21 protein-coding genes and 1 pseudogene are annotated in these 25,262 nt (G+C 27.1%); 18 read left to right on the top strand and 4 right to left on the bottom strand.

The features are described from left to right. The first annotated feature begins 354 nt into the window (after window positions 1–354). The 11 genes from BN6774_RS14625 (at window position 355) to BN6774_RS14575 (ending at window position 13,587) form a co-directional block, all read left to right on the top strand. Entirely contained in the window at window positions 355–2,526 is a 2,172-nt protein-coding gene (locus BN6774_RS14625) for a hypothetical protein (RefSeq protein ID WP_066895060.1), read from the top strand. A 479-nt stretch (window positions 2,527–3,005) separates the two neighbouring features. Further along, window positions 3,006–3,143: a hypothetical protein gene (locus BN6774_RS18760; RefSeq protein WP_207644578.1), complete on the top strand. Its 138-nt coding sequence runs from the start codon at window positions 3,006–3,008 to the stop codon at window positions 3,141–3,143. Window positions 3,144–3,969: 826 nt separating this feature from the next. Further along, entirely contained in the window at window positions 3,970–4,788 is an 819-nt protein-coding gene (locus tag BN6774_RS14615) for a Hachiman antiphage defense system protein HamA (protein ID WP_066895058.1), read from the top strand. Beyond that, window positions 4,778–8,143: a DEAD/DEAH box helicase gene (locus BN6774_RS14610; protein ID WP_084767051.1), complete on the top strand. Its 3,366-nt coding sequence runs from the start codon at window positions 4,778–4,780 to the stop codon at window positions 8,141–8,143. The genes BN6774_RS14615 and BN6774_RS14610 overlap by 11 nt, the downstream gene beginning before the upstream one ends. 641 nt (window positions 8,144–8,784) lie before the next feature. After that, window positions 8,785–9,696 carry a tyrosine-type recombinase/integrase gene (locus BN6774_RS14605; protein WP_066895056.1) on the top strand — a complete coding sequence of 304 codons (912 nt, stop codon included), beginning with the start codon at window positions 8,785–8,787 and terminating at the stop codon, window positions 9,694–9,696. A gap of 91 nt (window positions 9,697–9,787) precedes the next feature. Continuing rightward, window positions 9,788–10,312 carry a hypothetical protein gene (locus tag BN6774_RS14600; protein WP_066895054.1) on the top strand — a complete coding sequence of 175 codons (525 nt, stop codon included), beginning with the start codon at window positions 9,788–9,790 and terminating at the stop codon, window positions 10,310–10,312. A gap of 82 nt (window positions 10,313–10,394) precedes the next feature. Continuing rightward, on the top strand, window positions 10,395–10,706 hold the full coding sequence (locus tag BN6774_RS14595) for a hypothetical protein (protein ID WP_066895052.1): 312 nt from the start codon (window positions 10,395–10,397) through the stop codon (window positions 10,704–10,706). After that, a complete protein-coding gene (locus BN6774_RS14590; protein ID WP_066895050.1) occupies window positions 10,693–11,346 on the top strand; it encodes an SWIM zinc finger family protein in 654 nt (217 codons plus the stop codon). The genes BN6774_RS14595 and BN6774_RS14590 overlap by 14 nt, the downstream gene beginning before the upstream one ends. Before the next feature lie 125 nt (window positions 11,347–11,471). After that, window positions 11,472–11,666 carry a hypothetical protein gene (locus BN6774_RS14585; RefSeq protein ID WP_066895048.1) on the top strand — a complete coding sequence of 65 codons (195 nt, stop codon included), beginning with the start codon at window positions 11,472–11,474 and terminating at the stop codon, window positions 11,664–11,666. A 19-nt stretch (window positions 11,667–11,685) separates the two neighbouring features. After that, window positions 11,686–13,224, top strand: a complete 1,539-nt coding sequence (locus BN6774_RS14580; RefSeq protein WP_084767049.1) for a recombinase family protein — start codon at window positions 11,686–11,688, stop codon at window positions 13,222–13,224. A gap of 180 nt (window positions 13,225–13,404) precedes the next feature. Continuing rightward, on the top strand, window positions 13,405–13,587 hold the full coding sequence (locus BN6774_RS14575; RefSeq protein ID WP_066895046.1) for a helix-turn-helix domain-containing protein: 183 nt from the start codon (window positions 13,405–13,407) through the stop codon (window positions 13,585–13,587). A gap of 140 nt (window positions 13,588–13,727) precedes the next feature. Here the strand turns inward: BN6774_RS14575 and BN6774_RS14570 are convergent, their stop codons facing one another. After that, complete coding sequence (locus BN6774_RS14570) at window positions 13,728–14,552, bottom strand: MBL fold metallo-hydrolase (RefSeq protein WP_066895044.1); 825 nt, start codon at window positions 14,550–14,552, stop codon at window positions 13,728–13,730. Between the two features lie 317 nt (window positions 14,553–14,869). Here BN6774_RS14570 and rsgA point away from each other — a divergent pair, with 317 nt between their 5' ends. Both rsgA and BN6774_RS19005 read left to right on the top strand, forming a co-directional pair. Further along, entirely contained in the window at window positions 14,870–15,904 is a 1,035-nt protein-coding gene (gene rsgA / locus BN6774_RS14565; protein ID WP_066895042.1) for a ribosome small subunit-dependent GTPase A, read from the top strand. A gap of 153 nt (window positions 15,905–16,057) precedes the next feature. Next, window positions 16,058–16,192 carry a hypothetical protein gene (locus BN6774_RS19005; RefSeq protein ID WP_268873150.1) on the top strand — a complete coding sequence of 45 codons (135 nt, stop codon included), beginning with the start codon at window positions 16,058–16,060 and terminating at the stop codon, window positions 16,190–16,192. Here BN6774_RS19005 and BN6774_RS14560 read toward each other — a convergent pair. Beyond that, on the bottom strand, window positions 16,172–16,777 hold the full coding sequence (locus BN6774_RS14560; protein WP_066895040.1) for a DUF445 domain-containing protein: 606 nt from the start codon (window positions 16,775–16,777) through the stop codon (window positions 16,172–16,174). The genes BN6774_RS19005 and BN6774_RS14560 overlap by 21 nt on opposite strands. 183 nt (window positions 16,778–16,960) lie before the next feature. Continuing rightward, window positions 16,961–18,625 (bottom strand): glutamine--tRNA ligase/YqeY domain fusion protein, encoded by a 1,665-nt coding sequence (locus BN6774_RS14555; protein ID WP_066895038.1) that lies wholly within the window; start codon window positions 18,623–18,625, stop codon window positions 16,961–16,963. 318 nt (window positions 18,626–18,943) lie between these two features. Between BN6774_RS14555 and BN6774_RS14550 the strand changes: the two genes are divergently transcribed. Then, complete coding sequence (locus BN6774_RS14550) at window positions 18,944–19,837, top strand: CPBP family intramembrane glutamic endopeptidase (protein ID WP_066895036.1); 894 nt, start codon at window positions 18,944–18,946, stop codon at window positions 19,835–19,837. Between the two features lie 122 nt (window positions 19,838–19,959). Here BN6774_RS14550 and glnS read toward each other — a convergent pair. Continuing rightward, a pseudogene (gene glnS / locus BN6774_RS14545) lies at window positions 19,960–21,096 on the bottom strand (glutamine--tRNA ligase); the annotation flags it as partial. A gap of 318 nt (window positions 21,097–21,414) precedes the next feature. Between glnS and BN6774_RS14540 the strand changes: the two are divergent. The 4 genes from BN6774_RS14540 to BN6774_RS14525 all read left to right on the top strand — a co-directional run bounded on the left by BN6774_RS14540 (window position 21,415) and on the right by BN6774_RS14525 (window position 25,174). Next, window positions 21,415–22,308 (top strand): CPBP family intramembrane glutamic endopeptidase, encoded by an 894-nt coding sequence (locus BN6774_RS14540; protein WP_066895036.1) that lies wholly within the window; start codon window positions 21,415–21,417, stop codon window positions 22,306–22,308. Window positions 22,309–22,612: 304 nt separating this feature from the next. Next, window positions 22,613–23,371 (top strand): class I SAM-dependent methyltransferase, encoded by a 759-nt coding sequence (locus tag BN6774_RS14535; RefSeq protein WP_066895034.1) that lies wholly within the window; start codon window positions 22,613–22,615, stop codon window positions 23,369–23,371. A 235-nt stretch (window positions 23,372–23,606) separates the two neighbouring features. After that, a complete protein-coding gene (locus tag BN6774_RS14530; RefSeq protein ID WP_235829622.1) occupies window positions 23,607–24,365 on the top strand; it encodes a DeoR/GlpR family DNA-binding transcription regulator in 759 nt (252 codons plus the stop codon). 23 nt (window positions 24,366–24,388) lie between these two features. After that, entirely contained in the window at window positions 24,389–25,174 is a 786-nt protein-coding gene (locus tag BN6774_RS14525; protein WP_066895030.1) for an HAD family hydrolase, read from the top strand. Window positions 25,175–25,262 lie beyond the last annotated feature (88 nt).

The following is a 25,262-nucleotide window of genomic DNA, read 5'->3' as shown; positions in this document are numbered from 1 at the left end:
TGAGAGAATGTTAAGATAAAAATCCCACAATTTCAAACAGGATATTGTATGTTATGCTTAACTGCATGGGAACTGAGAATTTCTATATTTTGAGATGCTTAAATAAAAATGGAAAATATAGGTTGACAATAGGTTTTTGTAGCTGTATAATTTTTACTATAGATATGGCTATACAAGATGCGAACTACGAAAACGCTGAGTCGAAGTCATTACCATTACATGATTTTAGGAATCCCACCTTTATCAAGTATACGGCGAGAGATTATTGAATTATATCTGTACATATGTGCAGAATTTTATTTTATAACCTCCTTGTTAAAAGTCATATCTGAATTTTAACAAGGAGGTTTTTTTATGAAAAAACATAATATGACAAAAATTATGCCTGGGGAAGCGCATAAACGTATCAAGTCAGCCCAGTCAATTGTTGTAATAGGGCCAACATCTTCAGGAAAGAGTACTTTGATTTATGCACTTGTTAATCATAAGATTGTCAAGTATATATTAGTAGGGGTTGGAGATAAATGCCAAACAACCATAATTCCATGCAATTTCTTATTTGACGAGCGAATTGAAAAGAATGAGTATTTCTCATTGCATATTAGGGAAAAAGTGTTTTCTTACAAGATGATTCACATAAAGATAATGGAGATGTTGGCTAAACAGTTCGTATTAAATGATTATGATGCCGAAGATACACTTGATGCTATTGATGAAAGTATATTTTCATCAATATTAGAGCCAAAAGATGCTTCGTATCATTTGGAACGAATTGCAGATGATATCTCAATTAAAGAGTTCAAGAAGGTAGTTGGTACAGTCCTTAACTTTATTCAGAATGAGGAAACCTCGTTTATAGAACGTGTAAAGAGTAAAAAGAAGGAACCTGATAAGAGAAAAGTATCCATTGAGGAAATTCGTAATATTGTTATGGAGGATATGTGGGGTGAAGTTTCTTCTTCATTGTTGGAAGAGTATAATAAGTGGTTAATTAATATTGGAGAAATTATTAAGTCGCGTTTAAATGCATTCATGGGTGGAACAAATGACATCGAAGGAATTAATGAGTATAGTATAGATTGTGATGACTTATTACAATATGGTGGTGAAATTTTGCAGAAATTATTCGATCCATATGAGCCATTTAGTTTAATTATTGAGGAGCTAACAATGGCTTGTAGACCAAGAACTGAACTGATAGATATGTTTGATGATAAAATTCCTCTTCGTTTCTGTTTACGTGATACTATGGGGCTTAATCAAATCAGTATGGATAATAACTCAATGAAAGATGCATTGGATATTGCATTAAATTGTAGTCCAGATAGCATTCTGTTGTTAATGAATTTGGAAGAACGAGATGATGTGATTGTAAGTTGTTGTGAAGCAATAAATTCTAAGATTGGAAAAGCGAAGAAATTAGATATTCCAATTAATGTTATTTTTACAAAGGCTGATAGGGTAATAAGTAATATCGTAAATAAAGCAGATAGAGATACAGTTGAATTGATGCAGAGTGATTTTACAAATCATATTCTTACGGCTATAGGTTCTATGGAAGATGATATTGAAGATTATCTGACCTATTTAGAGCAAGATAGTGCGACTTGGTTATCTATAAGATATATGGAGGAAGATATTGATCCAATTCAGCGTGCACTAAAAGAACTAAAATCTGAAAAGCTTGAAAAGTTCAGAAGAGAAGGTCTTTATAAAAAAATTGATGCAATTATTCGTGAAACACAGATGAGAATCTTACCAAAAGGAATGACATCACCGTTATTTATTACCGTTAAAGATACTAATTTGCCTGCAGTTGATATTAGAATTGATGATGAAGCGATTAATAATGAGTTTGAACAGATTCAAGGGATGTTAACTGAGGATAAAGCAATTGTTAATGGATATCAGATAACAGATACTAGAAGAATTCATGGACGTAGTGTTGTAAGATATTATGAAAATCTACAGATTGGACTTGGATATACAACTAATGCTTATATATATGGAAATTTTAGCATTAATATGAAAGGTATGATAAAAAAGGTATTAGAAAGAAGCATTCCTGATTTCATCACTCTTTATGAGGGAGAATCAATTAAGACATTAGCTAATAACATTGAAGAAGTTGAACTGGATAAAGTTATTGGTGAATTAGATGCGAATAAGCAAATCACCCAATACGCATTTAAAGATATTAATCCAGCATTATTTGATGGCTTACCATCAAAGGTAAGAAAGATTCAGAAGCTCCACTTGATTTTTAGAAATTATTTTGCATCTTCAGAAAAGTACCATATGGTTGTAGATAAGGTGGCATATAACTTATCTTATGGAAATTATGAGATTCGTAAAATGGTTGATGAAATTTATAATGAATCATTTATAACTTATGATGAAACTATTAGAAAGATACAGGAGAGATTCAAGAATTATTTTAGTACAAAAGAATTCTTGAATATGGTTTCGAGTGAAATAGGAAATTCAATGACAGAGCTTGTCAACAAAATGTTTATTATTATTTAAGAAGTTAAGTATTAGAAAAGAAAAAAAGGAAGATAGCTTATAGTTTTATAAGTTATTTGCCCTTTTTTTGAGCAAAATCCTGTTTAATGCTATCAATGGTATATATTGAAATTATACACATACTCAATATATTGTGAGGATTATTCATTTAAAATTAGTTGAATCTATATAATAAGGAACGCACAAATTATAATATATGATAATTAACAAGTATAGAATATTGAGTTTATCAATATTAAGCATATATTAAAAGAATAAAATTTCATATTAAGGATTTGAATGAATAATTTTGATAAGGAGTATCTTCATGAGGGAATTTTACACTAACCAAATATAAAATTAGAGTGTCATTTAAAATAGTTGATGAGCTTGAATACAGCAATAGAAAAAGCTGAAAAAAAATCAAATACATGAGTAGTAATGAAGAAACTATGAGGATTTATTATGAGATATAAAGATTATAACATGAAAGGGATAACATGATTAGTTCAGCTGAAAAAAGAGGGAAATTAGAAGGTGCTAAAAAGCTATTATATATTTTAGACAATGAAACAATAGCAATAAAGACTGGGTTAGATATAAAAGAAATTAGAGATTTAAGAGATGAAAATTGTTAGGATAGATTAAAAACTATCCTATTTTTTTATAAAAAAATATAATTGAAAATTGAACTTGAAATATTATTAATTATATTGTATATGGGAAAGTCTAAAGTTTTTACTTACGGTGTGTTGAAGCGTATCTGTGGAGAGCCAAAATTAGTAGAATTAATAAAAAGTTTAAAAAACGTTAAATAATATATAGATTATTTTTAGTATAGTTAGATTAAAAAAATAGATGCTAGAGTTCAAAAATATTTAAATTAAAGATTAAATAAGGGTTTATTTAAGATAAAACAGTAACAATTGATGTAGTAACCATAACTGATAATGATAAGGAGATATTTGCTGAAGGTAAATTTGCATTCCGAAGAAATATGGATAAAGGAATATTATTTTATTTAGTAAAGGTGCATATGAAAAATATCAAAAGGTGAGGCTATGTAAATCTAGAAAATTAATAACTATAAATAATTTAAATGTTTAGGTAATGAAACTATAGTTTTAGAGTAGAGTTAAATATAGAAGAAGTAAAATTACTTACATAGAATAATTGATAAGATAGGTTATAAAAGCCTATCTTATTTTTGGTGAAAATGTAATAAAAAATTGATATGAAGATTTAATAATATAATTCTAAACAACAAAGTTGTTGACGAGCAGTGTGAACATTACTAAATTTTACACGTTAGGTAAGGAATTAATTTAAAGTTTATAGTATACTTATAAATAAGGTTTTAATTAATTTATCGGTTTAAATTTGAGACTTTATAATAGTTCAAATATATATTTTTGAAGATAGAATATAGAAATTTTAGAAAATGGGTTGTGAAGGGTAAGGTATATGGAAGTGCAAAATGAAATTGTTGGAAATCATCCTAAGAATGGTGTTTTTTTTGATTGGGTAGAATGCCAAGATACAAAATGTACAGATACTAAAAGACATCGACATTTATTAGAGAAAGCTGAAAATAGACAAGTAGCTATTGAAACTGTAGCAAGGTGGTTAGTTGAGTATCATCTCTCAAAAGGGAAAAAAAGATTATTATGCAAAAAAAAGAAAATACTTAGAAAATATGAATTTGAAGAATATGCAAGATCACTTCGTATATTTCCTAATACTGATAAAACAAAGAAAGGAAATTTGGGAGAAGTAATATTAACAGAATATTTAAGTGAAGTATCTGGTATAGAAGTACTAATTTTTAAATTACATTATAATCCTAATGTAGACCAATCAATGAAAGGTGACGATGTTTTATTAGTTGATGAAACAAAAATATTGCTTGGTGAGAGCAAATTTCGTTCAACTCCATCTAAGAAAGCTATAGAAGAAGCTTCGTATTTAATGAACAATACATTAGCTTTACCAATATCACTCGGATTCATTGCTGATAGGCTATTTGAACAAGAGCAAGATGAGTTAGCAGAAAAAATACTAGAAATTCAATATAATTTAAGTAAAGAAAATTTTGATATTAAAAATATTGCATTTTTATTATCTACCAAGTTGGTCAAAGATCATGTTGAAAGAAATATGAACTCAAATAACAAAGATTTTCTCTTTATTTCACTTGGAATAGATAATCCAGTGGAATTTATGGAATTAGCTTTTTCAAGAGCTAAACAGATTTTAATTGAGGTGGCTGTAGATGAATCTTAATATAACTATGAAGTATTTTAATAAGTATGAAGAAGATACTATAATACAAAATTATATTGCACAAGCAAATTCGAGATTTATTCTTTATAATGCAAAAGAAGCAATTGAAAATTTCCCAAGATATACAGAAGGGTTAGATGAAAAATGTCTACATATAGCTTTTTCCTATCTCAATTTTGGGTGGTGTTTTTTACATAATGAATGCAAAGAGCAAGGAATTTATTGCATTGAAAAGGCAGCAGAAATACTAGAACATCTTTATGCATATAATCAGTGTGAAAAAACATATCAAGAATATTATAGTATCACCTGTGCAATAGCTTATTATGTAGCTTCCCACTACTCTAAATCTTTTATTGTTCTTAAATATTATACTTGTGATACTGAATTAGCAAAAATTATAAAATTTTTTTTGAATCGAAATTTTTCAAGTTTAGAGGAAGTGTTGAAAGATTTACATTTTATAAATGTCCCAAATAGTGAGGAAACAGAAAGTGAAGGATTTATTTATACGAAAATTCTTTCTAAATCCATAGTCAAAATGTTGAGATATGTGTTTTATGGAAATAGTTATGAGTTAATGGAAGCTAAAAAAATATTATTAGATTTAATTAATTTATCAGAAGTGAATAGTGAGGCTCATTTATGGTGGATTTTTCGATTATTATATTTAGTATTAGAAGAATATGAAGATGCATCTCTATGGACGGTACTCACACCAGTTATTAGTAACAAAGAAAGGTGTATAGATTACATTAGAGCTAATATCTATAAGCAACCTTCAGTTGTAGAATTATTTAGATCGCAGAGAGAATGTATAAATATAAATTTAAATAACAATGAAGGTGTTGCTATTGGAATGCCTACAAGTTCTGGTAAGACGAAGATTGCGGAAATAGCTATTATAAAAACATTGAGTGAATGGCCAGATGCTCTTTGTATTTATATTGCACCTTTTCGTTCTTTAGCTAACGAGGTAGAAAATAGTTTTACTAGTGTTATTAATTCGATGGGGTATGTAATATCTCATTTGTATGGTAGTGCACAGTCTACTCAAATAGATAGACAATTAGTAACTGAAGCTAATGTTGTGGTTGCAACTCCAGAAAAAATAAAGTCAATTTTACGTTCTAATCCAGATTTAGAAGAACGGATAAAACTTGTTGTTGTAGATGAAGGACATTTGGTTGGTGCTCAACTACGTTATATAGCTTCAGAATTGCTCATTGAGGAAATTAAAATTACTTTAAAGAAAACTTCGGGGAAACTTATATTGTTATCAGCTGTTCTTCCTAATTTATCTGAATTTGCTGAGTGGATTAGTGGAAATAAAGAAACTACATTAAAGTCTTCATGGAGACCATCGGTACAACGATTTGGAGAACTAAATTTTGTTAATCATACTGTTAATTTATCTTGGGATGGAGAGCAACCATCTTTTAATAATAAATTTATAGAAGCACAATTGATACGACCGGCAAGGAAAACGAAAAGTGGAAAAATCTTTAAACCAGTCTATTTTCCTAATGATAAGAAAGAGGCTGTAGGAGCAACAGCAGTAAAAATGTTATCAATGGGTTCTGTTTTAATATATGTAGGAAGATCAAATATGGTTTTATCACAAGCAAGAGTAATTTCGAAGCTATTTGTACATCAAAATGTCAGGCATGAATGGCAAAATACAGATGATCTTAAATATGTTGAATTAGCTTGTGAAGAGGCTTATGGGAAAAACTCAGAAATATATTTGTTATTGCTTAAAGGAATAGTTTGTCATAGTTCTAAGTTGCCAATAGATGTACGCCAAGGTATTGAAAGATTAATGTCTAACGGAAGTCCCAAAGTTATAGTAGCAACATCTACATTAGGTCAAGGTGTAAATATTGGGGTTTCAACAGTTATTATTTCAAATGTATACTTAGATCAAGACTCTCTAGTAGATGTAAAAGACTTTTGGAATATAGCAGGTAGAGCAGGACGTGCGTTTACTGATACAGAGGGGAAAATATTATTTACTATAGATAGACATAAGAATGATTATTCAATTCAAAATCAGATAAGTAATAAAGATAAATATTTCGAAAGAAAGAATATTGAAAAGGCAGAAAGTGGGATATTAATATTATTACAGGCATTATATATAATTTCAGAACAGTGTGGTATTGACTATGAATCCTTTTTAGAACTATTATCTGAAAATAGGGATATAGTAGATACGGAAAAAGCTGAAAAATTCTTTGAAAAAAGCAGTTGGTTATTAGACTTAATTGATGATACGTTAATTTCAATGGATTTAAAAAGTGGTGTTCAGGGGTTACAAGATTGCTCAGATTGGATAGATGATGCTTTTCGAGGTTCATTAGCGTATATACAAGCAAAAAACAGTAAAAGGATTGAACAAAATCAAATTATAGATATATTAAAGGCGAGGAATAAAGGAGTTATAAGATTATCTGGTTCACAGCAAAATTGGAAATCTATTGCATGTTCTAGTGTTCCTCTTAAAGCAAGTTTATATATAGATGAGCGTATTAATGAGATATCTAGGAATATTTTGATTTATATTGAATCGACTAAATCATTTACTGACCTTATGACACTTATACAATATTTAGATATATTCGTATCGGAAATTCCAATAAACTTGGATACTGAATTAATTAAATTAGTTAAATCTTCAGATATACGTGAAAAGTGGTATAGTGGAGATGCAATATGTGAGATTGAAAATATAGACCAGAAAGCAATAGATGTATGTAATAAATATTATGCATTCCATTTTCCATGGATTATTAATGCAATTTCAAAAAAATTAAATTTGAATGGTAATTCAGATGAAGCTTCAATTTTAGAAAATATTTCATTATTTTCTGAAATTGGGGTACCTAATATTGAGAGTGCAAAAGTATATTTGGCAGGAATAAAATCAAGGGAATGCGCTATAGAGCTGTCTAAATTTATTAATATAGATACTGAATATTCAATTAACGAACAGTTATTTAATATTTTTAGATTATTCCAAAATAAAGAAATAACCTGCTCAGAAAAAGCTTATAGATGGTTAAATTTATTAGATGCAACTAACAAAAAAGACACTATAAAGACATTGAAAAAGGTAGTTATAAGTATTAATGAAAAGTGTGTTGGGAAGTATGATGAACTTATGGTAAAGCAGCATAAAAATAAATTATATCTTTGTTCATATGATTATAATATAAAATTGCAAATTCGGAACGAATTTCAAGAAAAGTATAAAAAGATGATAAATTTACAAGGGGTATTTTTTGAAAAACAATCTTCAAGAGTATGGGAATTAAAGTCAAGAAACCCATACATAAAAATTATTAGTGACTAATTAATAATTATTTATTTAATAGATTATAATGTTTCATTATTAACTATGTTATTACATGAATAAAAGGTAAGTATAATTAAAAAACTGAATTTTATGCATTTTACTTTTGATAAAAAAATACTTGAGAATCTAAAATATCTTTATGTATAGTGGTAACTATATTTAAAGGTATTTTTTTGTTTTAAAAAGGTATTAAATTATTGTTTAGTGAAACTTGTTTTGAAAAATTAAACAGAACAACTCTTTGATAAAAAGGGATTATTATAGATTATAAATAGGAATTAATAATTATTTAGAAGTGTTAGCTTTTATAGTAGCACCTATGGTGAGAATACTTCAATCCGTTGTATCAATATTTATGAATATAGATACGCTTGCAAAGGTAAGTATACGGGCTTATTACTAACCAGAGTTTTTATGTACATAGCAAATCGTCTCAGTACATTTACTGAGACGATTTGCAGCAGGGCTGTAAATCCTTATCCGGTGAGGGATAAGCAGAACAACTTGTCTGAAAATTTAATGAAACAAAATAATGAGTAAAAATTTTGGTCAAGTTTTTATAAAAATCTTATACAACAATTTGATAATAGGTAAGAAGTATGTATACTGTCTTTAAGTTATTAAAGGAGATGATGTATATGAGAAAAAATATTGATAAATATGATTGGGAACTAGATGAAAAAACACAAAATATTTATGATAACTTATGTGTACAAATAGAGAAAGTTTTTATACATTGTAATCAAGGATCTTTTAAAACTAGGGAGAGATATGCGGATGGTGTGAAAAACTTTGCAAAATTTATGGCAGATGCATTTAAAAAGCAGAATCTAAATAATATAAAGCCTAAACATTTATATGCATATGTAGAATTTTTACAGGATATGGGATACTCTACATCTTATGCAACTACAAATCTTTCATCAATAAGATTTTTTATTGATCAGAATGGAGGAGATAGTAGTAAATTGCCAACTAATAATAAATTAGGTGTAATTAGTAGAAGTAAAGAAGAAAGAATAGGAGATAATAAGGCTTGGTCACCTATGGAGATAGAAGGATTTGTAAGATATGCAAGTGATGTAGGACAAGAGAGATATGGAGATATGGTGAGATTAAGTAGTCAATTAGGACTTAGGCTACATGAAATTTGTAGATTAGATAAAAATCACCTAAGACAAGGATTACAAGAGAAGAAGATATCTATTAAAGGTAAGGGAGGATTAGTAAGAGATGTACCCGTAAGAGATATTTTTCTAATACGAAAGTTATATGATAATACCCAAAGAGGTGAGAAAGTATTTATTAAAAAAGAAGAGCAAACCCATAAAGTTATAAAAAATATACAAATGTTTATCTATAATAAGCAAGATAAGTTTGCATTGGATAGAGACAAACAATTAACATTCCATGGATTACGCCATTTTTATTGTCAAAACAGATATTCGGAACTTGTTAGAGGGGGATTAACAGACTTGCAAGCTAGAAAAATTGTAAGTAGAGAGTTAGGTCATTATAGAATAAGCATCACAGAAATATATTTAAACTAGATATTTATTTAAAATATATTGTTAAAAGTTGAAAGTAGGATATGTACTCTATATAATGCACTAAACTTTTAAATCAAAGGAGAGATGTATTATGGAGAAAGAATTTATAAAATTTAGCAAGGATTTTATGTATGTTATAGGAGACAATGGAGATAGAGTAGATGTGCCTCTATTAGTTGCTAAAGCATTTAATAGGCATAGATATGCTATTGAAACTAAAGAGTTGCAGATGCAATGTGTAGAATGTAAGACTTGGTTTACAATTATGAAGATTAGTGATAATAAATTTATAGATGCTTATGATGAAAGCATTATAGATAAAGTATTTACTAGAGATAGGCAAGGATTCTATTTTGCAAATAGATGTATAAAGTGCAAAGATAAGTTGATAATTAATAAAGAAAATAGTCAAGTTAATCTGGTTGAGAAAAATAGTAAATATAGTTTATATTTAAAACCTACAAATAAAGAGTATTTAGAATTTAAAGCAGCAGCTTTAGGTATAGATATTGCAGAAACACTAAATAGGATTATAGAAAAAGATAAAACAGTAGATAACATACAAAAGTTAAAAGATGAATTTGCTAAAAGAGTAGATAAGAAATTTAAATTGTAAACATTGCGCTAACAACGCTTAAAGCATCCTGTCAAGGGTGCTTTTTTACGTTATCATCCAGTTAGGAGGGAGGTGAGGCTGGATGGGAGATACTGAAATAAAGTATTTTGATATTGCAGATTTTACAGAAGAAAATAATTACTATATGAAGATTTTGTATAGAGTATTAAGGAAAAGTGATAAACCAATAACAGAATTTAATAAAGATAATTATTTGATTTTGAGTATAGTGCAAGATTTATATAATCTATTTAATAAAGACAGTAAACTAGAGTTTGAACGGGCGAAAATAGAGATAAGCATAAAAATAGCAGCTAAAGATGAAAGAGATGAAATTGTTACTATTGAAAAAATAATTAAGGATGATACAGGAGATTTTTATGTTGCAGATTAATACAGATGCAAGCTGTAAAAAAGAGAGTCCAAGATATTTAATAGGGTATATAATTTTACAAGATAATGTGGTCTTAAAAAAATATGTTAGAGAAATAAATATAGGCAAAATAAAAGATAATAAAAAAGTTAACGAGACTATATATTTAGAATTGCTTTCTGTAAATTTTGCTTTAGGGCAACTAATGAAGAGTAACCTTCAGGATATAGATGGAATTGAAATTTATAATGATAACACTACTGTAATTTATATACTTAACAGGATATTTAGAAATAAAAGAAAAGTAACTAAAATAGAAGAAGTTTTAAAGGCAGAATTGGAAAATACAAAAAATATGATAAGTAGGATTGGAACAGTAAAATTTAAGTATATTAGTAGCAAAGAAAACAAGGCTCATAATACTCTAGAAAATTACAGAAAAGCGTGCAAAGTATATAACAGATTTAAGTTGTTACGAAAATGGGAAGAGGATATTAAAGGATTAAGTATTGAAAATATTAAGGATGAAGAATTTATTGTAACAACAGCAAAAGGAAATAAATTTAGGGTAAACATAGAAAATAATATCTGTTCATGCAAGTATTTTTACTACAATAGAGAAACTTGTAAGCACATTATTGCCTGTAAAAGATACAACTAAAAGTATAGCCATTAGCATTTAAAGCTAATGGCTAAAAAAATATAAAAAATATCACCTGAAAATTTGATTTTAGATTTTATATCCGTATATTGTCTAAAAATTAAGTTTTGGAGGTGATGTAGTATATGTATGACACATTTACTTTTAATAGAATAAAGACAAGGGTGACAAGAGATAATTTAGAGAATGGATGTTATATATCTAATAGCATAGAGGTATTAGAAGAAGTTTATATAGATGAAGATTACATGGAGCAAATGTTTGAGCCAATATTAGAGGTATTTTATAACCTTTTACAAAAGGAAGGAAAGTTACAGTAGAAGAAAGGAAGTTGATGAAATGAAAATGAGAGTTGTGGCATATGCAAGGTATAGTAGTGATAATCAAAGGGAGGAAAGTATAGATGCTCAGTTAAGGGCAATAAGGGAATATGCAAAAAGTAATAATATGTTAATCGTAAAGACTTATGTAGATAGAGCAATGTCTGGTACAAAAGATAATAGACCAGAGTTCATGCAAATGATTATGGATAGTAGAAAAAAGATATTTGAGGCAGTTATTGTTCATAAATTAAATAGATTTAGCAGGAATAAGTATGATTCAGCTAAATATAAACATAAATTGCAAAGGAATAATGTTAAACTATTAAGTGTATTAGAAAAGTTAGATGATAGCCCAGAAAGTGGGATAATGGAATCTCTATTAGTTGGGATGGCTGAGTATGAATCAAAAAATCTGGCTAGAGAGGTGATGAAGGGTTCTTTAGAAAATGCGAGAACTGCTAGACATAATGGAGGATTACCACCATTAGGATATACTGTTGACCCTAGAACACAATTATATTTAATTAATAATGAAACGGCGCAAATTATAAGATTTATATATGAATCTTATATCAATGGAAGTGGGTATAATGATATTGTAAATGAATTAAACAAAAAAGGTGTAAAGACTGCAAAGGGAAACAAGTTCACTGTATCTACAGTTAAAGATATATTAAAAAATGAAAAATACATTGGAACTTATACTTACAATAAAGCAGAAGCAAAGAATGTGGATGGAAAAAGAAACTCTCATAAATCTAAAAATGAAGATCAAATAATTAAAATAGAGGGTGGAATGCCAGCTATTATTGATAAAAAAGATTTTGAAGAAGTTAAAAGAATTATGGAAAGGAATAAAAGGATTCATAACACTTATAACGCTAAGGAAACTTATTTACTATCTGGACTAATTCAATGTGGTGAGTGCGGCTCAAAAATGAATGGTAATATATCTTATTACAAAAGTGATGGAGAAAAGTTAAGGTATATAATGTATCGTTGTACTGCAAAAGCAGGGGAAAGTAAGGAACATACTAAAAGCATAAAAAGAGATATAATAGAAGAATATATTTTAACAGAGATGGAAAGAGTCATTTTCAGTGATAGAGCCATAAATTATTTAGTAAAAGAGTTAAGTAAGTTTTCAAATGCTAAAGGAAAGCAAATGCAGGATGAATTGAAATTTACTAAAAATAAATTATCTAAAATAGAAAAGGATATAGAAAATATTTTGTTAGCAGTTGCAGAAGGAAATAGACATGCTAGCTTAATGGACAGGCTATCTAAATTAGAAGAAAAAAAAGAAAGTTTAGTTATTGAGATTGAAGAGACTAAATTAAGTTATCCAGAAACAGAACCAATTACAGCTTCTTATTTAAAGAAGATATTTAAGGAACATAAAGATATATTAGAACAAAGAGATAAGCAACTAATAAAGAAGTTCGTTTCTCTATATGTAGAGAAGGTCATGGTTTTTGAAGACTACGTAGATGTAGTCTTTAAATTGTCTCCACTTTTGGTTGAACGAAGTCACGGTGAACCATATCACAAGTAAAATAAAGTTTTAGTTTTCGCTATTGAAATTACTTGGTTAAATTAATGAATATAATAATATCAAATATAGAGATTTAAAAAATATAGTACAACTAAAGAATAAAAATTTTTATTTAATAGTTGAAATTAATTAGGATTATTATGTAAAATAAATATAATAATATATAAAGGAGATGAAGTCATGGAAAATTATAATGTTGTATTAGAATGTTTTGAAAAAAATGATGAGCCAATGAATGCTACTGCAGTTGCAGAAAAAACAGGTATAGATAAGAAAGAAGTATCTAAGGTAATGGATAAACTTAAAAAGGAAGAAAAAATCTATTCACCAAAAAGATGCTACTGGCAAATAAAAAGAGATTAACATTAAAATAAGCTTCCAAAATATAAATTCATTATTAGTAACAAACTTTAAAGTTAAAGTAATGAATTTATTTTGGAAGCTCTTATATTTTAATGAGAGTATATATTTAAAATATATAGATAAGTAAGAGCACATTTAATCTATAAGTTTATAATTTGTCCAGTTTTTATAGTTTGAATGTTTGTGCCTAAAATTGATTTTAATATTCCATATGCTTTTAATCCAGTGCAATGACATGTTAAAAATTTAATGTTTCTATTAGAGAGCTCAGAGGCTAATTCGGTTATAAAATTTAGACTTTCAGTTCTACGATTTATAGGGTTAAATAAATGCAATCCCCCTATTACAAGGTCAATTTTTAAATCAAATTTTTCTTCAGTTTCTTTTAAAATATTCAATATTCCAGAATGAGAACAACCACAAATTAAAATATTTTGAGTTGAATTACGTATTATTAAATGTTGTTCATGTTTAAACTTATCAAGAATAAAATTATCTCTCTCCTTCAATAATAAATTATTATTACCTTTTGGAAGTAATACAGTTCCTGTAATATTTGATACTAATGAAAGCTTATCATCTATTGAATATAACTCATCGGTTAATACTATTCTTTTATTAAATTTAAGTTCTTTATTTAAGCCTACATATACTTTTGCAAATTTAAAAAGCGAAGCATAATAATTATCAAATGCATATCTACTAATATAAATTTTAGCCTTATCATTATAATTTAAAAATGTTTCTAATCCTCCACCATGATCCTTATGTCCGTGAGATATAATTACAATATCAACAGCTTTTATATCAATATTTAACTTATTTGCATTTTTGATAAAGGTATCATCTGGACCTAAATCGAATAGAATATTATGTTTTTCTGTTTTTAAATGAATACATAATCCATGTTTATTTTTATAGTTTTTTGATATTGTTGAATTTTCAACTAAAGTAGTTAATAACACTTAATCACCCCATATCCAAGTTATATTTATATTATATATGATTATAAGTATAACCTGGATAAAAAAGTAAAAAATAATTAAACTTATTAGGATTAGAATTTAAAATAAAAATAAATGTATGAAAAAGAACAGTATTGTTATATTATAAATATAGTGGTTATATACAAAATTAACCATTAATTATCTAAAAGGATGTGATGTTTTATGATGAGTTTAGTAAGAGTAAATAAAAACTATATTGTTGTTAATGGGAAGGTGACTACAGTATAGCAATAAATTAAGAATCCTTCCTAATAAGATATATTTCGGGAGGAAAAATGAATAATAAAAACTTACTAGAATTAGGGTTAAATGAAGGATACATTAAGGAAGCAAGTATTTATAATAAAGACTTTTATTTAGGAAGAATTTCAGTACAATATAGAGAGATTTATAGAGTATTTACTGAAGAAGGGGAAGTGCTTGCAAGGGTATCTGGTAAATTATCATATTCTTCAAATAGTACTTTAGATTACCCTGTAGTTGGAGATTGGGTATTGATAGATAGGTTAGATAATAAAAATGGTGATGCTATAATTCATAAAGTATTATCTAGAAAAAGCTATTTTTCAAGAAAGATTGCAGGAAGTAGATTTGATAGGCAAATTGTTGCAGCAAATATTGATTATATATTTATTTGTATGGCATTAAATAATGATTTTAATATAAGTAGGCTTGAGAGATATGTAGCTGTAGCGTGGGATAGTATGGCAATACCGGTTATAGTATTAACTAAGTCTGATCTATGTGAAAATATAGAAGAAAAGCTAGAACAGGTCCAAGAAGTTGCTATAGGTATAGAAATATTAATAACTTCAAGCTTAAATGGATACGGATATAATAAAGTTAAAGAATATATAAAAAGTGGAACAACAATAGCATTTATAGGTTCATCAGGAGTAGGGAAATCTACTCTTGTAAATAAATTATTAAATAAAGAAATATTAAAAACTAATTCAGTTGATGAAAATGATAAAGGAAGGCACACAACTACTCATAGGGAATTAATCTTATTAGAAGACGGTGGAGTAATTATAGATACTCCAGGAATGAGAGAGCTTGGATTAATTGATGCTGATGTAGATAAATCTTTTAGTAATATTGAAGAGCTAGAAAAGCAATGCAAATTTTCAGATTGTACTCATAAAAATGAACCTAAATGTGCAATTAGAGAAGCTATAGAAAATGGAAGTTTGGATGTAGAAAAACTAGAAAGATATAGGAAGCTTAAAAGAGAAGAAGAATATAATTTATTAAAGGCTAGACAACAAGAAAAGCAAAGAATCAAAAATACAATAAAAAGTAAAAAGTAAAGTAATAAATTAAGAGTTGCATAAGCAACTCTTTTTAATATATATAAATATTTTTACAATTTACATAATTAATTGAACCTTTAAAGGAAGTTATACGTCTAATTAATTGAGGGGAAAATAACATAGCGATGTGAATGTGGAAGGATAAATAGAATGGGGATATCTAATATTATTCCTATAGGGGTATTTAATAAATTTAAAGAAGAAAGTCTTAAGAAAAATAATGTTGAATTAGCTATAGATGGAGATAAGAATGCATTTAATATTTTAATTAAGGAAAATAACTAAAATACCCTGAAGAACTCCTATTATAGCTCCTAGCACAAGACCTAAAATTTCAATATGCTTTAGTTCTTTTTTAGCAACTTTAATTATTATATCTTCTAACTTTTCTAAGTCTAATTCATTAATTTTTTCTTCAATAATTTTTTGAATATCAACATTTTCTTTAGCCTTAACTAATAAATCATCACTAATTTCATCAATTGCACTCGGAACTTCTTTATTTAAAATGTCATCAATATAAGGAGCAGCCATCATTCTAAATGGCATTGGAATAATATTTAGTTTTTCATTTATTATATTTTTAATTTTTTCTATTATATAAGAATTGAAGTTTTCTCCATTTGAATTGGTTAATGCTTGATCTAATATATCATCTATTGAAAGTAGTTCATTAGAAATAACTTCACCTATATTAGCGGCTATTTCATTTTTTCTCTTAGGAATTAAGCCTAGAATTTCTATGTTTAAAATAGGGATTTTAATTGGGGTAATTGGTCTAAATAAAAGCTTTATAGCAAGTATATTAGTTATCCATCCTATAAGACCACCAACAACTGTTAATATTAAAATAGTTATAAAATTATTCATAAATGCCTCCTATTATGTAAAATGTTAAAATACATAAACATTTTATAACTTTATAAAAGATATTTCAATATAAATTTGACTGGTTAGTATAAAAAATAGAAGGATGTTGAAAAAACATCCTTCTATAAAATTATTTATAGTAATTTGGAACAAATTACATCCATAATTTTTCATTTTTAATTCTTAATTATTAATCTTAAACGAGCTCTTTAATGATACTATTCTATTAAATACTAATTTATCGTCAGTAGTATATTTAGGATCAACATTAAAGAAACCATTTCTTACAAGTTGGAATTTGTCTTGTGGTTTTGCTACTTTAGCAGTAGTATCTTCGATATATCCTTCTAAAACTTCTAATGAGTTAGGATTTATTTGCTCTAAGAAATGCTTACCTTCATTTTCAGGAGCATCATCTAATATTAAAGGTTCATAAAGTCTAAATTCAGCAGGTTTTGCAGTTTTAGCATCTACCCAGTGAATAGTTCCTTTAACCTTTCTTCCAGTAAATCCAGAACCACTCTTAGTTTCAGGATCATAAGTACAGTGTAATTCAACTACGTTGCCATTTTCATCTTTAATAACATCATTACATTTAATAAAGTAAGCACCTATTAATCTTACTTCATTTCCTGGGAATAGTCTAAAGTATTTCTTAACAGGAACTTCCATAAAGTCATCTTGCTCTATATAAATTTCTCTTGAGAAAGGAACTTCTCTTGTACCAGCAGATTCGTTCTTTGCATTGTTTGGAACTGATAGCATTTCAGTTTGACCTTCTGGATAGTTAGTAATTACAACTTTTAAAGGTCTAATAACAGCCATAGCTGCATTTGCTTTAAGTTGTAAATCTTCTCTTATGAAATACTCAAGCATTTGGGAGTCTACTAGTGAATTAGCCTTTGATACTCCAATTGCACTACAGAAATTTCTAATAGCTTCAGGGGTGTATCCTCTTCTTCTTAATCCAGATACTGTAGGCATTCTTGGATCATCCCATCCATCAACTACATTTTCATCAACTAATTGTTTTAGTTTTCTCTTACTCATAACAGTATTAGTCATATTAAGTCTAGCAAATTCAATTTGTCTTGGAGTGCTTTCCATTTCACATTCTCTTACAAACCAATCATAAAGAGGTCTATGATCTTCAAATTCTAAAGTACAAATTGAATGAGTTATTCCCTCTATGGCATCTTCAAGTGGATGAGCAAAATCATACATAGGATAAATGCACCACTTATCTCCTGTATTGTGATGAGTAGCATGTGCAATTCTATATATAATAGGATCTCTCATATTTATGTTAGGAGAAGTCATATCAATTTTAGCTCTTAGTACCTTAGAACCATCTTCAAACTCACCATTTTTCATTCTTTCTAATAAATCTAGATTTTCTTCAACTGATCTATTTCTATAAGGGCTTTCTTTTCCAGGTTCAGTTAAAGTACCTCTATACTCTCTTATTTCCTCTGGAGTTAACTCACAAACATAAGCTAATCCCTTTTTTATTAAAAGCTTTGCTTTATCATACATTATGTCGAAATAGTTAGAAGCGAAATATATGTTATCCCAGTTTCCGCCTAGCCATTTAACATCTTCTTTAATTGATTCAACATATTCAGTATCTTCTTTAGTTGGATTAGTATCGTCGAATCTTAAATTAAATTTACCTTTAAATTCTTCTGCAAGACCAGAGTTTAAAACTATGGATTTAGCATGACCAATATGTAAGTATCCATTTGGTTCAGGTGGAAAACGAGTTATTATTTCATCATGCTTTTTGTTTTCTAAATCTTCAATAATTATATTTCTAATAAAATTAGATGACATGTTTTCATTTGACATATGCAAACCTCTCCTATACAAATTATCGTTATTGTTATATATAGTTATATACTATTTATTTACTTTTAAATCAAATATTAAATAATATATATAATTTTAAACTAAGGTTAAGAAAAAATAAAGCCATAACTAAGGTAAAAGATGTATTTTATGATTATTTATTAAAAAACATATAGGAATAATGAGTTTATATAAGAAATTAACTAGAAATATTAATAAGAGGTATATAAAATTTGGAAATCAATTATAAATAATGGCATAAAAAGTAAAAATGATATATAATTAATATGAGAATTTATTAGTAAAAAGGAGAGTTATATGAAGGAAAAAGTAAAAGTATTTTTTGCTGCAATAGGTTATTTACTTTTAACAGTAGGAATTCAACTAGTAATCTCTATAATAGGGGGAATAGTTGTTGGAGTTTATTATGTGGTAACAGAGTTTAATCAATCTAATAATGGGGTAAATGCCTTAGATGGAAATTTTGATAACTTAATTAATTTCGCAGCAGGTCTAACTAACGTATTTCTTTTAATTTCATCAATAGCAACTATATTAGTTTTAATTTTAATTTATAAAATTAAAAAAAGAGAATACAAAGAGGAGTTGAAACTTAGAAAAACAAGTAACTTAAATATTATATTTGCAATTATTTTAGGAGTTTCATGTTGGTTATTTAATTCAGGATTATTAAGCATAGTTGAAGAGGTAGGTCTTTTTTCGAGTCAATTTGAGTATATGAATGAAATACTAGCCCCACTTAGTCAAGGAAGTATAATACTTTCAATAATTACTGTAGGAGTAATAGCACCAATAGCTGAAGAGTTTTTATTTAGAGGTGTTATTTACAATACCTTAAATAAAAAAATATCAATTAAGTGGACAATTATCATTCAAGCTATTTTATTTGGTGTTTTTCATGGAAATTTAGTACAAGGTTTATACGCAACATTTTTAGGGTTAATTTTTGGGTATGTTACCTACAAGACAAAATCATTATGGCCAGCTATTACAATGCATATAGTAAATAATTTAGTAGCTACGATAGTATCTTATTTGATTGGAGATTATTTCTTGAACATATTAGTCTACGTTGTATTTATAGTAATTGGAGTTATAGGAATATTATCATTCTTATTACTAGTAAAGAATAATAATTCAAATAATGAAGAAGAAATAATAGATTTCGAGAATTTTAATAATTTAAACTAATAGAATTGGATTAATAATGGATTAAGAAATATTACGAAAATAAAATTAAATATTAAATTGCTAAAATACCGTATTATTTAATAAGAATATACTCATTAAACTAGTTAGTTGTTTATTNAAGGAACTTCTCTTGTACCAGCAGATTCGTTCTTTGCATTGTTTGGAACTGATAGCATTTCAGTTTGACCTTCTGGATAGTTAGTAATTACAACTTTTAAAGGTCTAATAACAGCCATAGCTGCATTTGCTTTAAGTTGTAAATCTTCTCTTATGAAATACTCAAGCATTTGGGAGTCTACTAGTGAATTAGCCTTTGATACTCCAATTGCACTACAGAAATTTCTAATAGCTTCAGGGGTGTATCCTCTTCTTCTTAATCCAGATACTGTAGGCATTCTTGGATCATCCCATCCATCAACTACATTTTCATCAACTAATTGTTTTAGTTTTCTCTTACTCATAACAGTATTAGTCATATTAAGTCTAGCAAATTCAATTTGTCTTGGAGTGCTTTCCATTTCACATTCTCTTACAAACCAATCATAAAGAGGTCTATGATCTTCAAATTCTAAAGTACAAATTGAATGAGTTATTCCCTCTATGGCATCTTCAAGTGGATGAGCAAAATCATACATAGGATAAATGCACCACTTATCTCCTGTATTGTGATGAGTAGCATGTGCAATTCTATATATAATAGGATCTCTCATATTTATGTTAGGAGAAGTCATATCAATTTTAGCTCTTAGTACCTTAGAACCATCTTCAAACTCACCATTTTTCATTCTTTCTAATAAATCTAGATTTTCTTCAACTGATCTATTTCTATAAGGGCTTTCTTTTCCAGGTTCAGTTAAAGTACCTCTATACTCTCTTATTTCCTCTGGAGTTAACTCACAAACATAAGCTAATCCCTTTTTTATTAAAAGCTTTGCTTTATCATACATTATGTCGAAATAGTTAGAAGCGAAATATATGTTATCCCAGTTTCCGCCTAGCCATTTAACATCTTCTTTAATTGATTCAACATATTCAGTATCTTCTTTAGTTGGATTAGTATCGTCGAATCTTAAATTAAATTTACCTTTAAATTCTTCTGCAAGACCAGAGTTTAAAACTATGGATTTAGCATGACCAATATGTAAGTATCCATTTGGTTCAGGTGGAAAACGAGTTATTATTTCATCATGCTTTTTGTTTTCTAAATCTTCAATAATTATATTTCTAATAAAATTAGATGACATGTTTTCATTTGACATATGCAAACCTCTCCTATACAAATTATCGTTATTGTTATATATAGTTATATACTATTTATTTACTTTTAAATCAAATATTAAATAATATATATAATTTTAAACTAAGGTTAAGAAAAAATAAAGCCATAACTAAGGTAAAAGATGTATTTTATGATTATTTATTAAAAAACATATAGGAATAATGAGTTTATATAAGAAATTAACTAGAAATATTAATAAGAGGTATATAAAATTTGGAAATCAATTATAAATAATGGCATAAAAAGTAAAAATGATATATAATTAATATGAGAATTTATTAGTAAAAAGGAGAGTTATATGAAGGAAAAAGTAAAAGTATTTTTTGCTGCAATAGGTTATTTACTTTTAACAGTAGGAATTCAACTAGTAATCTCTATAATAGGGGGAATAGTTGTTGGAGTTTATTATGTGGTAACAGAGTTTAATCAATCTAATAATGGGGTAAATGCCTTAGATGGAAATTTTGATAACTTAATTAATTTCGCAGCAGGTCTAACTAACGTATTTCTTTTAATTTCATCAATAGCAACTATATTAGTTTTAATTTTAATTTATAAAATTAAAAAAAGAGAATACAAAGAGGAGTTGAAACTTAGAAAAACAAGTAACTTAAATATTATATTTGCAATTATTTTAGGAGTTTCATGTTGGTTATTTAATTCAGGATTATTAAGCATAGTTGAAGAGGTAGGTCTTTTTTCGAGTCAATTTGAGTATATGAATGAAATACTAGCCCCACTTAGTCAAGGAAGTATAATACTTTCAATAATTACTGTAGGAGTAATAGCACCAATAGCTGAAGAGTTTTTATTTAGAGGTGTTATTTACAATACCTTAAATAAAAAAATATCAATTAAGTGGACAATTATCATTCAAGCTATTTTATTTGGTGTTTTTCATGGAAATTTAGTACAAGGTTTATACGCAACATTTTTAGGGTTAATTTTTGGGTATGTTACCTACAAGACAAAATCATTATGGCCAGCTATTACAATGCATATAGTAAATAATTTAGTAGCTACGATAGTATCTTATTTGATTGGAGATTATTTCTTGAACATATTAGTCTACGTTGTATTTATAGTAATTGGAGTTATAGGAATATTATCATTCTTATTACTAGTAAAGAATAATAATTCAAATAATGAAGAAGAAATAATAGATTTCGAGAATTTTAATAATTTAAACTAATAGAATTGGATTAATAATGGATTAAGAAATATTACGAAAATAAAATTAAATATTAAATTGCTAAAATACCGTATTATTTAATAAGAATATACTCATTAAACTAGTTAGTTGTTTATTAAATTAGCGAAGTATTAAGTTGGAAGTGGGTGAAATCTCTATATGAGAAAAGAACGAATTAACTACTTGGTGCAGTTATAATAACTGATAGTAGATTGTACCAAGAATAAATATATATATATATATATACTATCAGCAAACTGCACCAATTTTCTATTGATAAAAATATATGAAAAGAGGGACAGTTATGAATTATAGTAAATTAAAAGAGTTATGGAAAAAAGAAGAACAGGCTACATTTAAGGGGTGGGATTTCTCTTACTTAGAAAATAGATGGGATGATGAAGAATTACCTTGGAATTATGAGGTCATATTAAAGAAATATTTAAAACCAGATTATAAAATATTAGACATGGGAACTGGCGGTGGAGAATTTTTATTATCACTTAATCATCCTTATAGTAATACATCTGTTACAGAAATGTGGATACCTAATGTTGAATTATGCAAACAAAAATTAGAACCACTTGGAATTGAAGTGAAACAGGTATTTAATGATTCTGAATTACCTTTTGAAGATAATACTTTTGATATAATTATTAATAGACATGAGTCTTTTGATATTAAAGAAGTAGAGAGAATACTAAAGCCTGAAGGAATTTTTATTACTCAACAAGTAGGAGGAAAGAATAATGAGATATTATCTAAAGCGTTAATAGATAATTTTAATCCATTATATGCAGAGAATACTTTAGATAATACCTTAAAAAACTTAGAGAATAGTTTATTTGAAGTTTTATATGCTAACGAATATTTTCCTTATCTACGATTTAAAGATGTTGGAGCAATTGTTTATTTTGCTAAAGTTATTGAGTGGGAATTCCCTGATTTTTCTGTTGAAAATTGTTTTAATAAACTATGTAAATTAAATGAAGATATAAATATTAAAGGATATATAGAAAGTTTTGAACATAGATATATAGTAGTTTGTAAAAAACAAAAATAAGTGTATTAAGATTAATTTAGATATAGAAACAATTTCAAAGTATTACAAAGATAGAATTAAATATAAATAATAAAAATACCGTATTATATCAAATATAATATACGGTATTTTTAATTTTTAAATGAAAGATTAGTTCTTAATCTTCTGTCTTGATTAATTATAAAAATAAGTATAAAATAATAATAAATAATAACAAACGATAATAAATGACTGTTAGGAGGTGTTAGTGTTGTTCATGGAAGAAAGACTAGAGGATATATTATATTTACTCAAAAGAGATGGTAAGGTTAAAGTAAAAGAGTTAAGTAAAAGATTTAATGTATCTGAAGGAATGATACGTAAGGATTTAAGTAAACTTGAAAAGTATGCTAATATCAAGAGGACGTATGGGGGAGCCATTTTAGAAAGAAAAATAGTTCATGATGAAGGAACTTCATCTAGGGTTATAAAAAACTTAGATGAAAAGCAAAGTATAGCAAAAATAGTAATTGATCAAATAGAAGAAAATGATGTTATATTTTTAGATATTTCTAGCACTAATTATATGGTTTCAAATATGATGGGAAATTTTGATAAGAAGATAACCTTAATAACTAATATGTGCAGAATAGCTATGGATTTTGATTACAATGATAATATAGATATAATTCAAATAGGTGGAAATTATAATAAAAAACTTGGGGGAACAGTGGGGGCTTTTTCTATTGAAGAGATAAAGAAATTTAAAATAGATAAGGCCTTTATAGGGGTTGGAGGAATAAATATAGAAGATGATTTCATAAGTAATTTCAACTTAGATGAAGCTGAAACAAAAAAAGCGATTATAAAATCTAGCAAGATTACTTATTTATTAGGAGACAATGAAAAGTTTTATAAGGATGGATCGTATAGATTTTCAAAATTAGATGACATTCAATATATTATAACGGATACGAAACCTAATGAAGAAATTTTAAAAAGTTTAAGTCAAACTAAAGTTAAAGTATTATATTAATTATAATAAGAAAGGAATTAGTTATGATAAAATTAATAGCAAGTGATATGGATGGAACTTTATTAAATAGTAATAATGAAATAAATGAAGAATTTTTTGAAGTATTTAATAAGTTAAAAGAAAAAAATATAATATTTGCAGCAGCAAGTGGAAGACAATATTATAATTTATTAAATAGATTTGAAAAAATAAACGATGATATTATGTTTATAGCTGAAAATGGAACTTTTGTAGTATACAAAGGAAAAGAAATATTAGTTAATTCTTTAGATAGAGATGTTGCAAGGGAACTTATAAAAATAGGGAGAAATATAGATAATTCCTATGTAATTGTTTGTGGGAAAACGTCAGCTTACATAGAAAGTAGAGATGAAAGATTAGTTAAAGAAACTAAAAAATATTATGAAAGATATGAAATAGTAGATGATTTAACTAAAGTAGAGGATGATATCTTAAAAGTAACTATTTGTGATTTTTCAGGATCAGAATTTAATAGTAACAATTATTATAAAGAATATTGGGACAAGCTACAAGTAACAGTTTCAGGAGAACTATGGTTAGATATTACTGCAAAGGGAGTTAATAAAGGTGTAGCTATTGAAAAGGTTCAAGATTTATTTGATATAACTCCAAAAGAAACTATGGTATTTGGAGACTATTTAAATGATTTAGAAATGATGGGTAAAGCTTATTATAGTTATGCTATGGAAAATGCACATGAAGATTTAAAAAAAGTATCTAATTTTATTGCTAAAAGCAACAATGAAAATGGAGTAGTAGAAGCTATAAAGGAAGTTATTAAACTTTAATTTGCTATATATGACATAGTAAATTAAAGTTTAAAATATAGGGACAGAAGTTAGTTTTATATAAATACAAAAACAACTCCTGTCCCTA

Origin of the sequence: Clostridium nigeriense, assembly GCF_900086595.1 — a bacterium.
GTDB lineage: Bacteria > Bacillota > Clostridia > Clostridiales > Clostridiaceae > Clostridium > Clostridium nigeriense.
The sequence above is the reverse complement of the archived record's forward strand: the minus strand, read 5'-3'. Positions and strand labels throughout refer to the sequence as shown.

Coding starts and splice junctions, on each gene's coding strand:
- BN6774_RS14550 (WP_066895036.1), top strand. CDS start 18,944: ATGAAGGAAAAAGTAAAAGTATTTTTTGCTGCAATAGGTTATTTACTT.
- rsgA (WP_066895042.1), top strand. CDS start 14,870: ATGAATAATAAAAACTTACTAGAATTAGGGTTAAATGAAGGATACATT.
- BN6774_RS14540 (WP_066895036.1), top strand. CDS start 21,415: ATGAAGGAAAAAGTAAAAGTATTTTTTGCTGCAATAGGTTATTTACTT.
- BN6774_RS14605 (WP_066895056.1), top strand. CDS start 8,785: ATGAGAAAAAATATTGATAAATATGATTGGGAACTAGATGAAAAAACA.
- BN6774_RS14555 (WP_066895038.1), bottom strand. CDS start 18,625: ATGTCAAATGAAAACATGTCATCTAATTTTATTAGAAATATAATTATT.
- BN6774_RS14615 (WP_066895058.1), top strand. CDS start 3,970: ATGGAAGTGCAAAATGAAATTGTTGGAAATCATCCTAAGAATGGTGTT.
- BN6774_RS14580 (WP_084767049.1), top strand. CDS start 11,686: ATGAAAATGAGAGTTGTGGCATATGCAAGGTATAGTAGTGATAATCAA.
- BN6774_RS14590 (WP_066895050.1), top strand. CDS start 10,693: ATGTTGCAGATTAATACAGATGCAAGCTGTAAAAAAGAGAGTCCAAGA.
- BN6774_RS14585 (WP_066895048.1), top strand. CDS start 11,472: ATGTATGACACATTTACTTTTAATAGAATAAAGACAAGGGTGACAAGA.
- BN6774_RS14530 (WP_235829622.1), top strand. CDS start 23,607: ATGGAAGAAAGACTAGAGGATATATTATATTTACTCAAAAGAGATGGT.
- BN6774_RS14525 (WP_066895030.1), top strand. CDS start 24,389: ATGATAAAATTAATAGCAAGTGATATGGATGGAACTTTATTAAATAGT.
- BN6774_RS14595 (WP_066895052.1), top strand. CDS start 10,395: ATGGGAGATACTGAAATAAAGTATTTTGATATTGCAGATTTTACAGAA.
- BN6774_RS14560 (WP_066895040.1), bottom strand. CDS start 16,777: ATGAATAATTTTATAACTATTTTAATATTAACAGTTGTTGGTGGTCTT.
- BN6774_RS14600 (WP_066895054.1), top strand. CDS start 9,788: ATGGAGAAAGAATTTATAAAATTTAGCAAGGATTTTATGTATGTTATA.
- BN6774_RS14575 (WP_066895046.1), top strand. CDS start 13,405: ATGGAAAATTATAATGTTGTATTAGAATGTTTTGAAAAAAATGATGAG.
- BN6774_RS14535 (WP_066895034.1), top strand. CDS start 22,613: ATGAATTATAGTAAATTAAAAGAGTTATGGAAAAAAGAAGAACAGGCT.
- BN6774_RS14610 (WP_084767051.1), top strand. CDS start 4,778: ATGAATCTTAATATAACTATGAAGTATTTTAATAAGTATGAAGAAGAT.
- BN6774_RS14625 (WP_066895060.1), top strand. CDS start 355: ATGAAAAAACATAATATGACAAAAATTATGCCTGGGGAAGCGCATAAA.
- BN6774_RS18760 (WP_207644578.1), top strand. CDS start 3,006: ATGATTAGTTCAGCTGAAAAAAGAGGGAAATTAGAAGGTGCTAAAAAG.
- BN6774_RS19005 (WP_268873150.1), top strand. CDS start 16,058: ATGGGGATATCTAATATTATTCCTATAGGGGTATTTAATAAATTTAAA.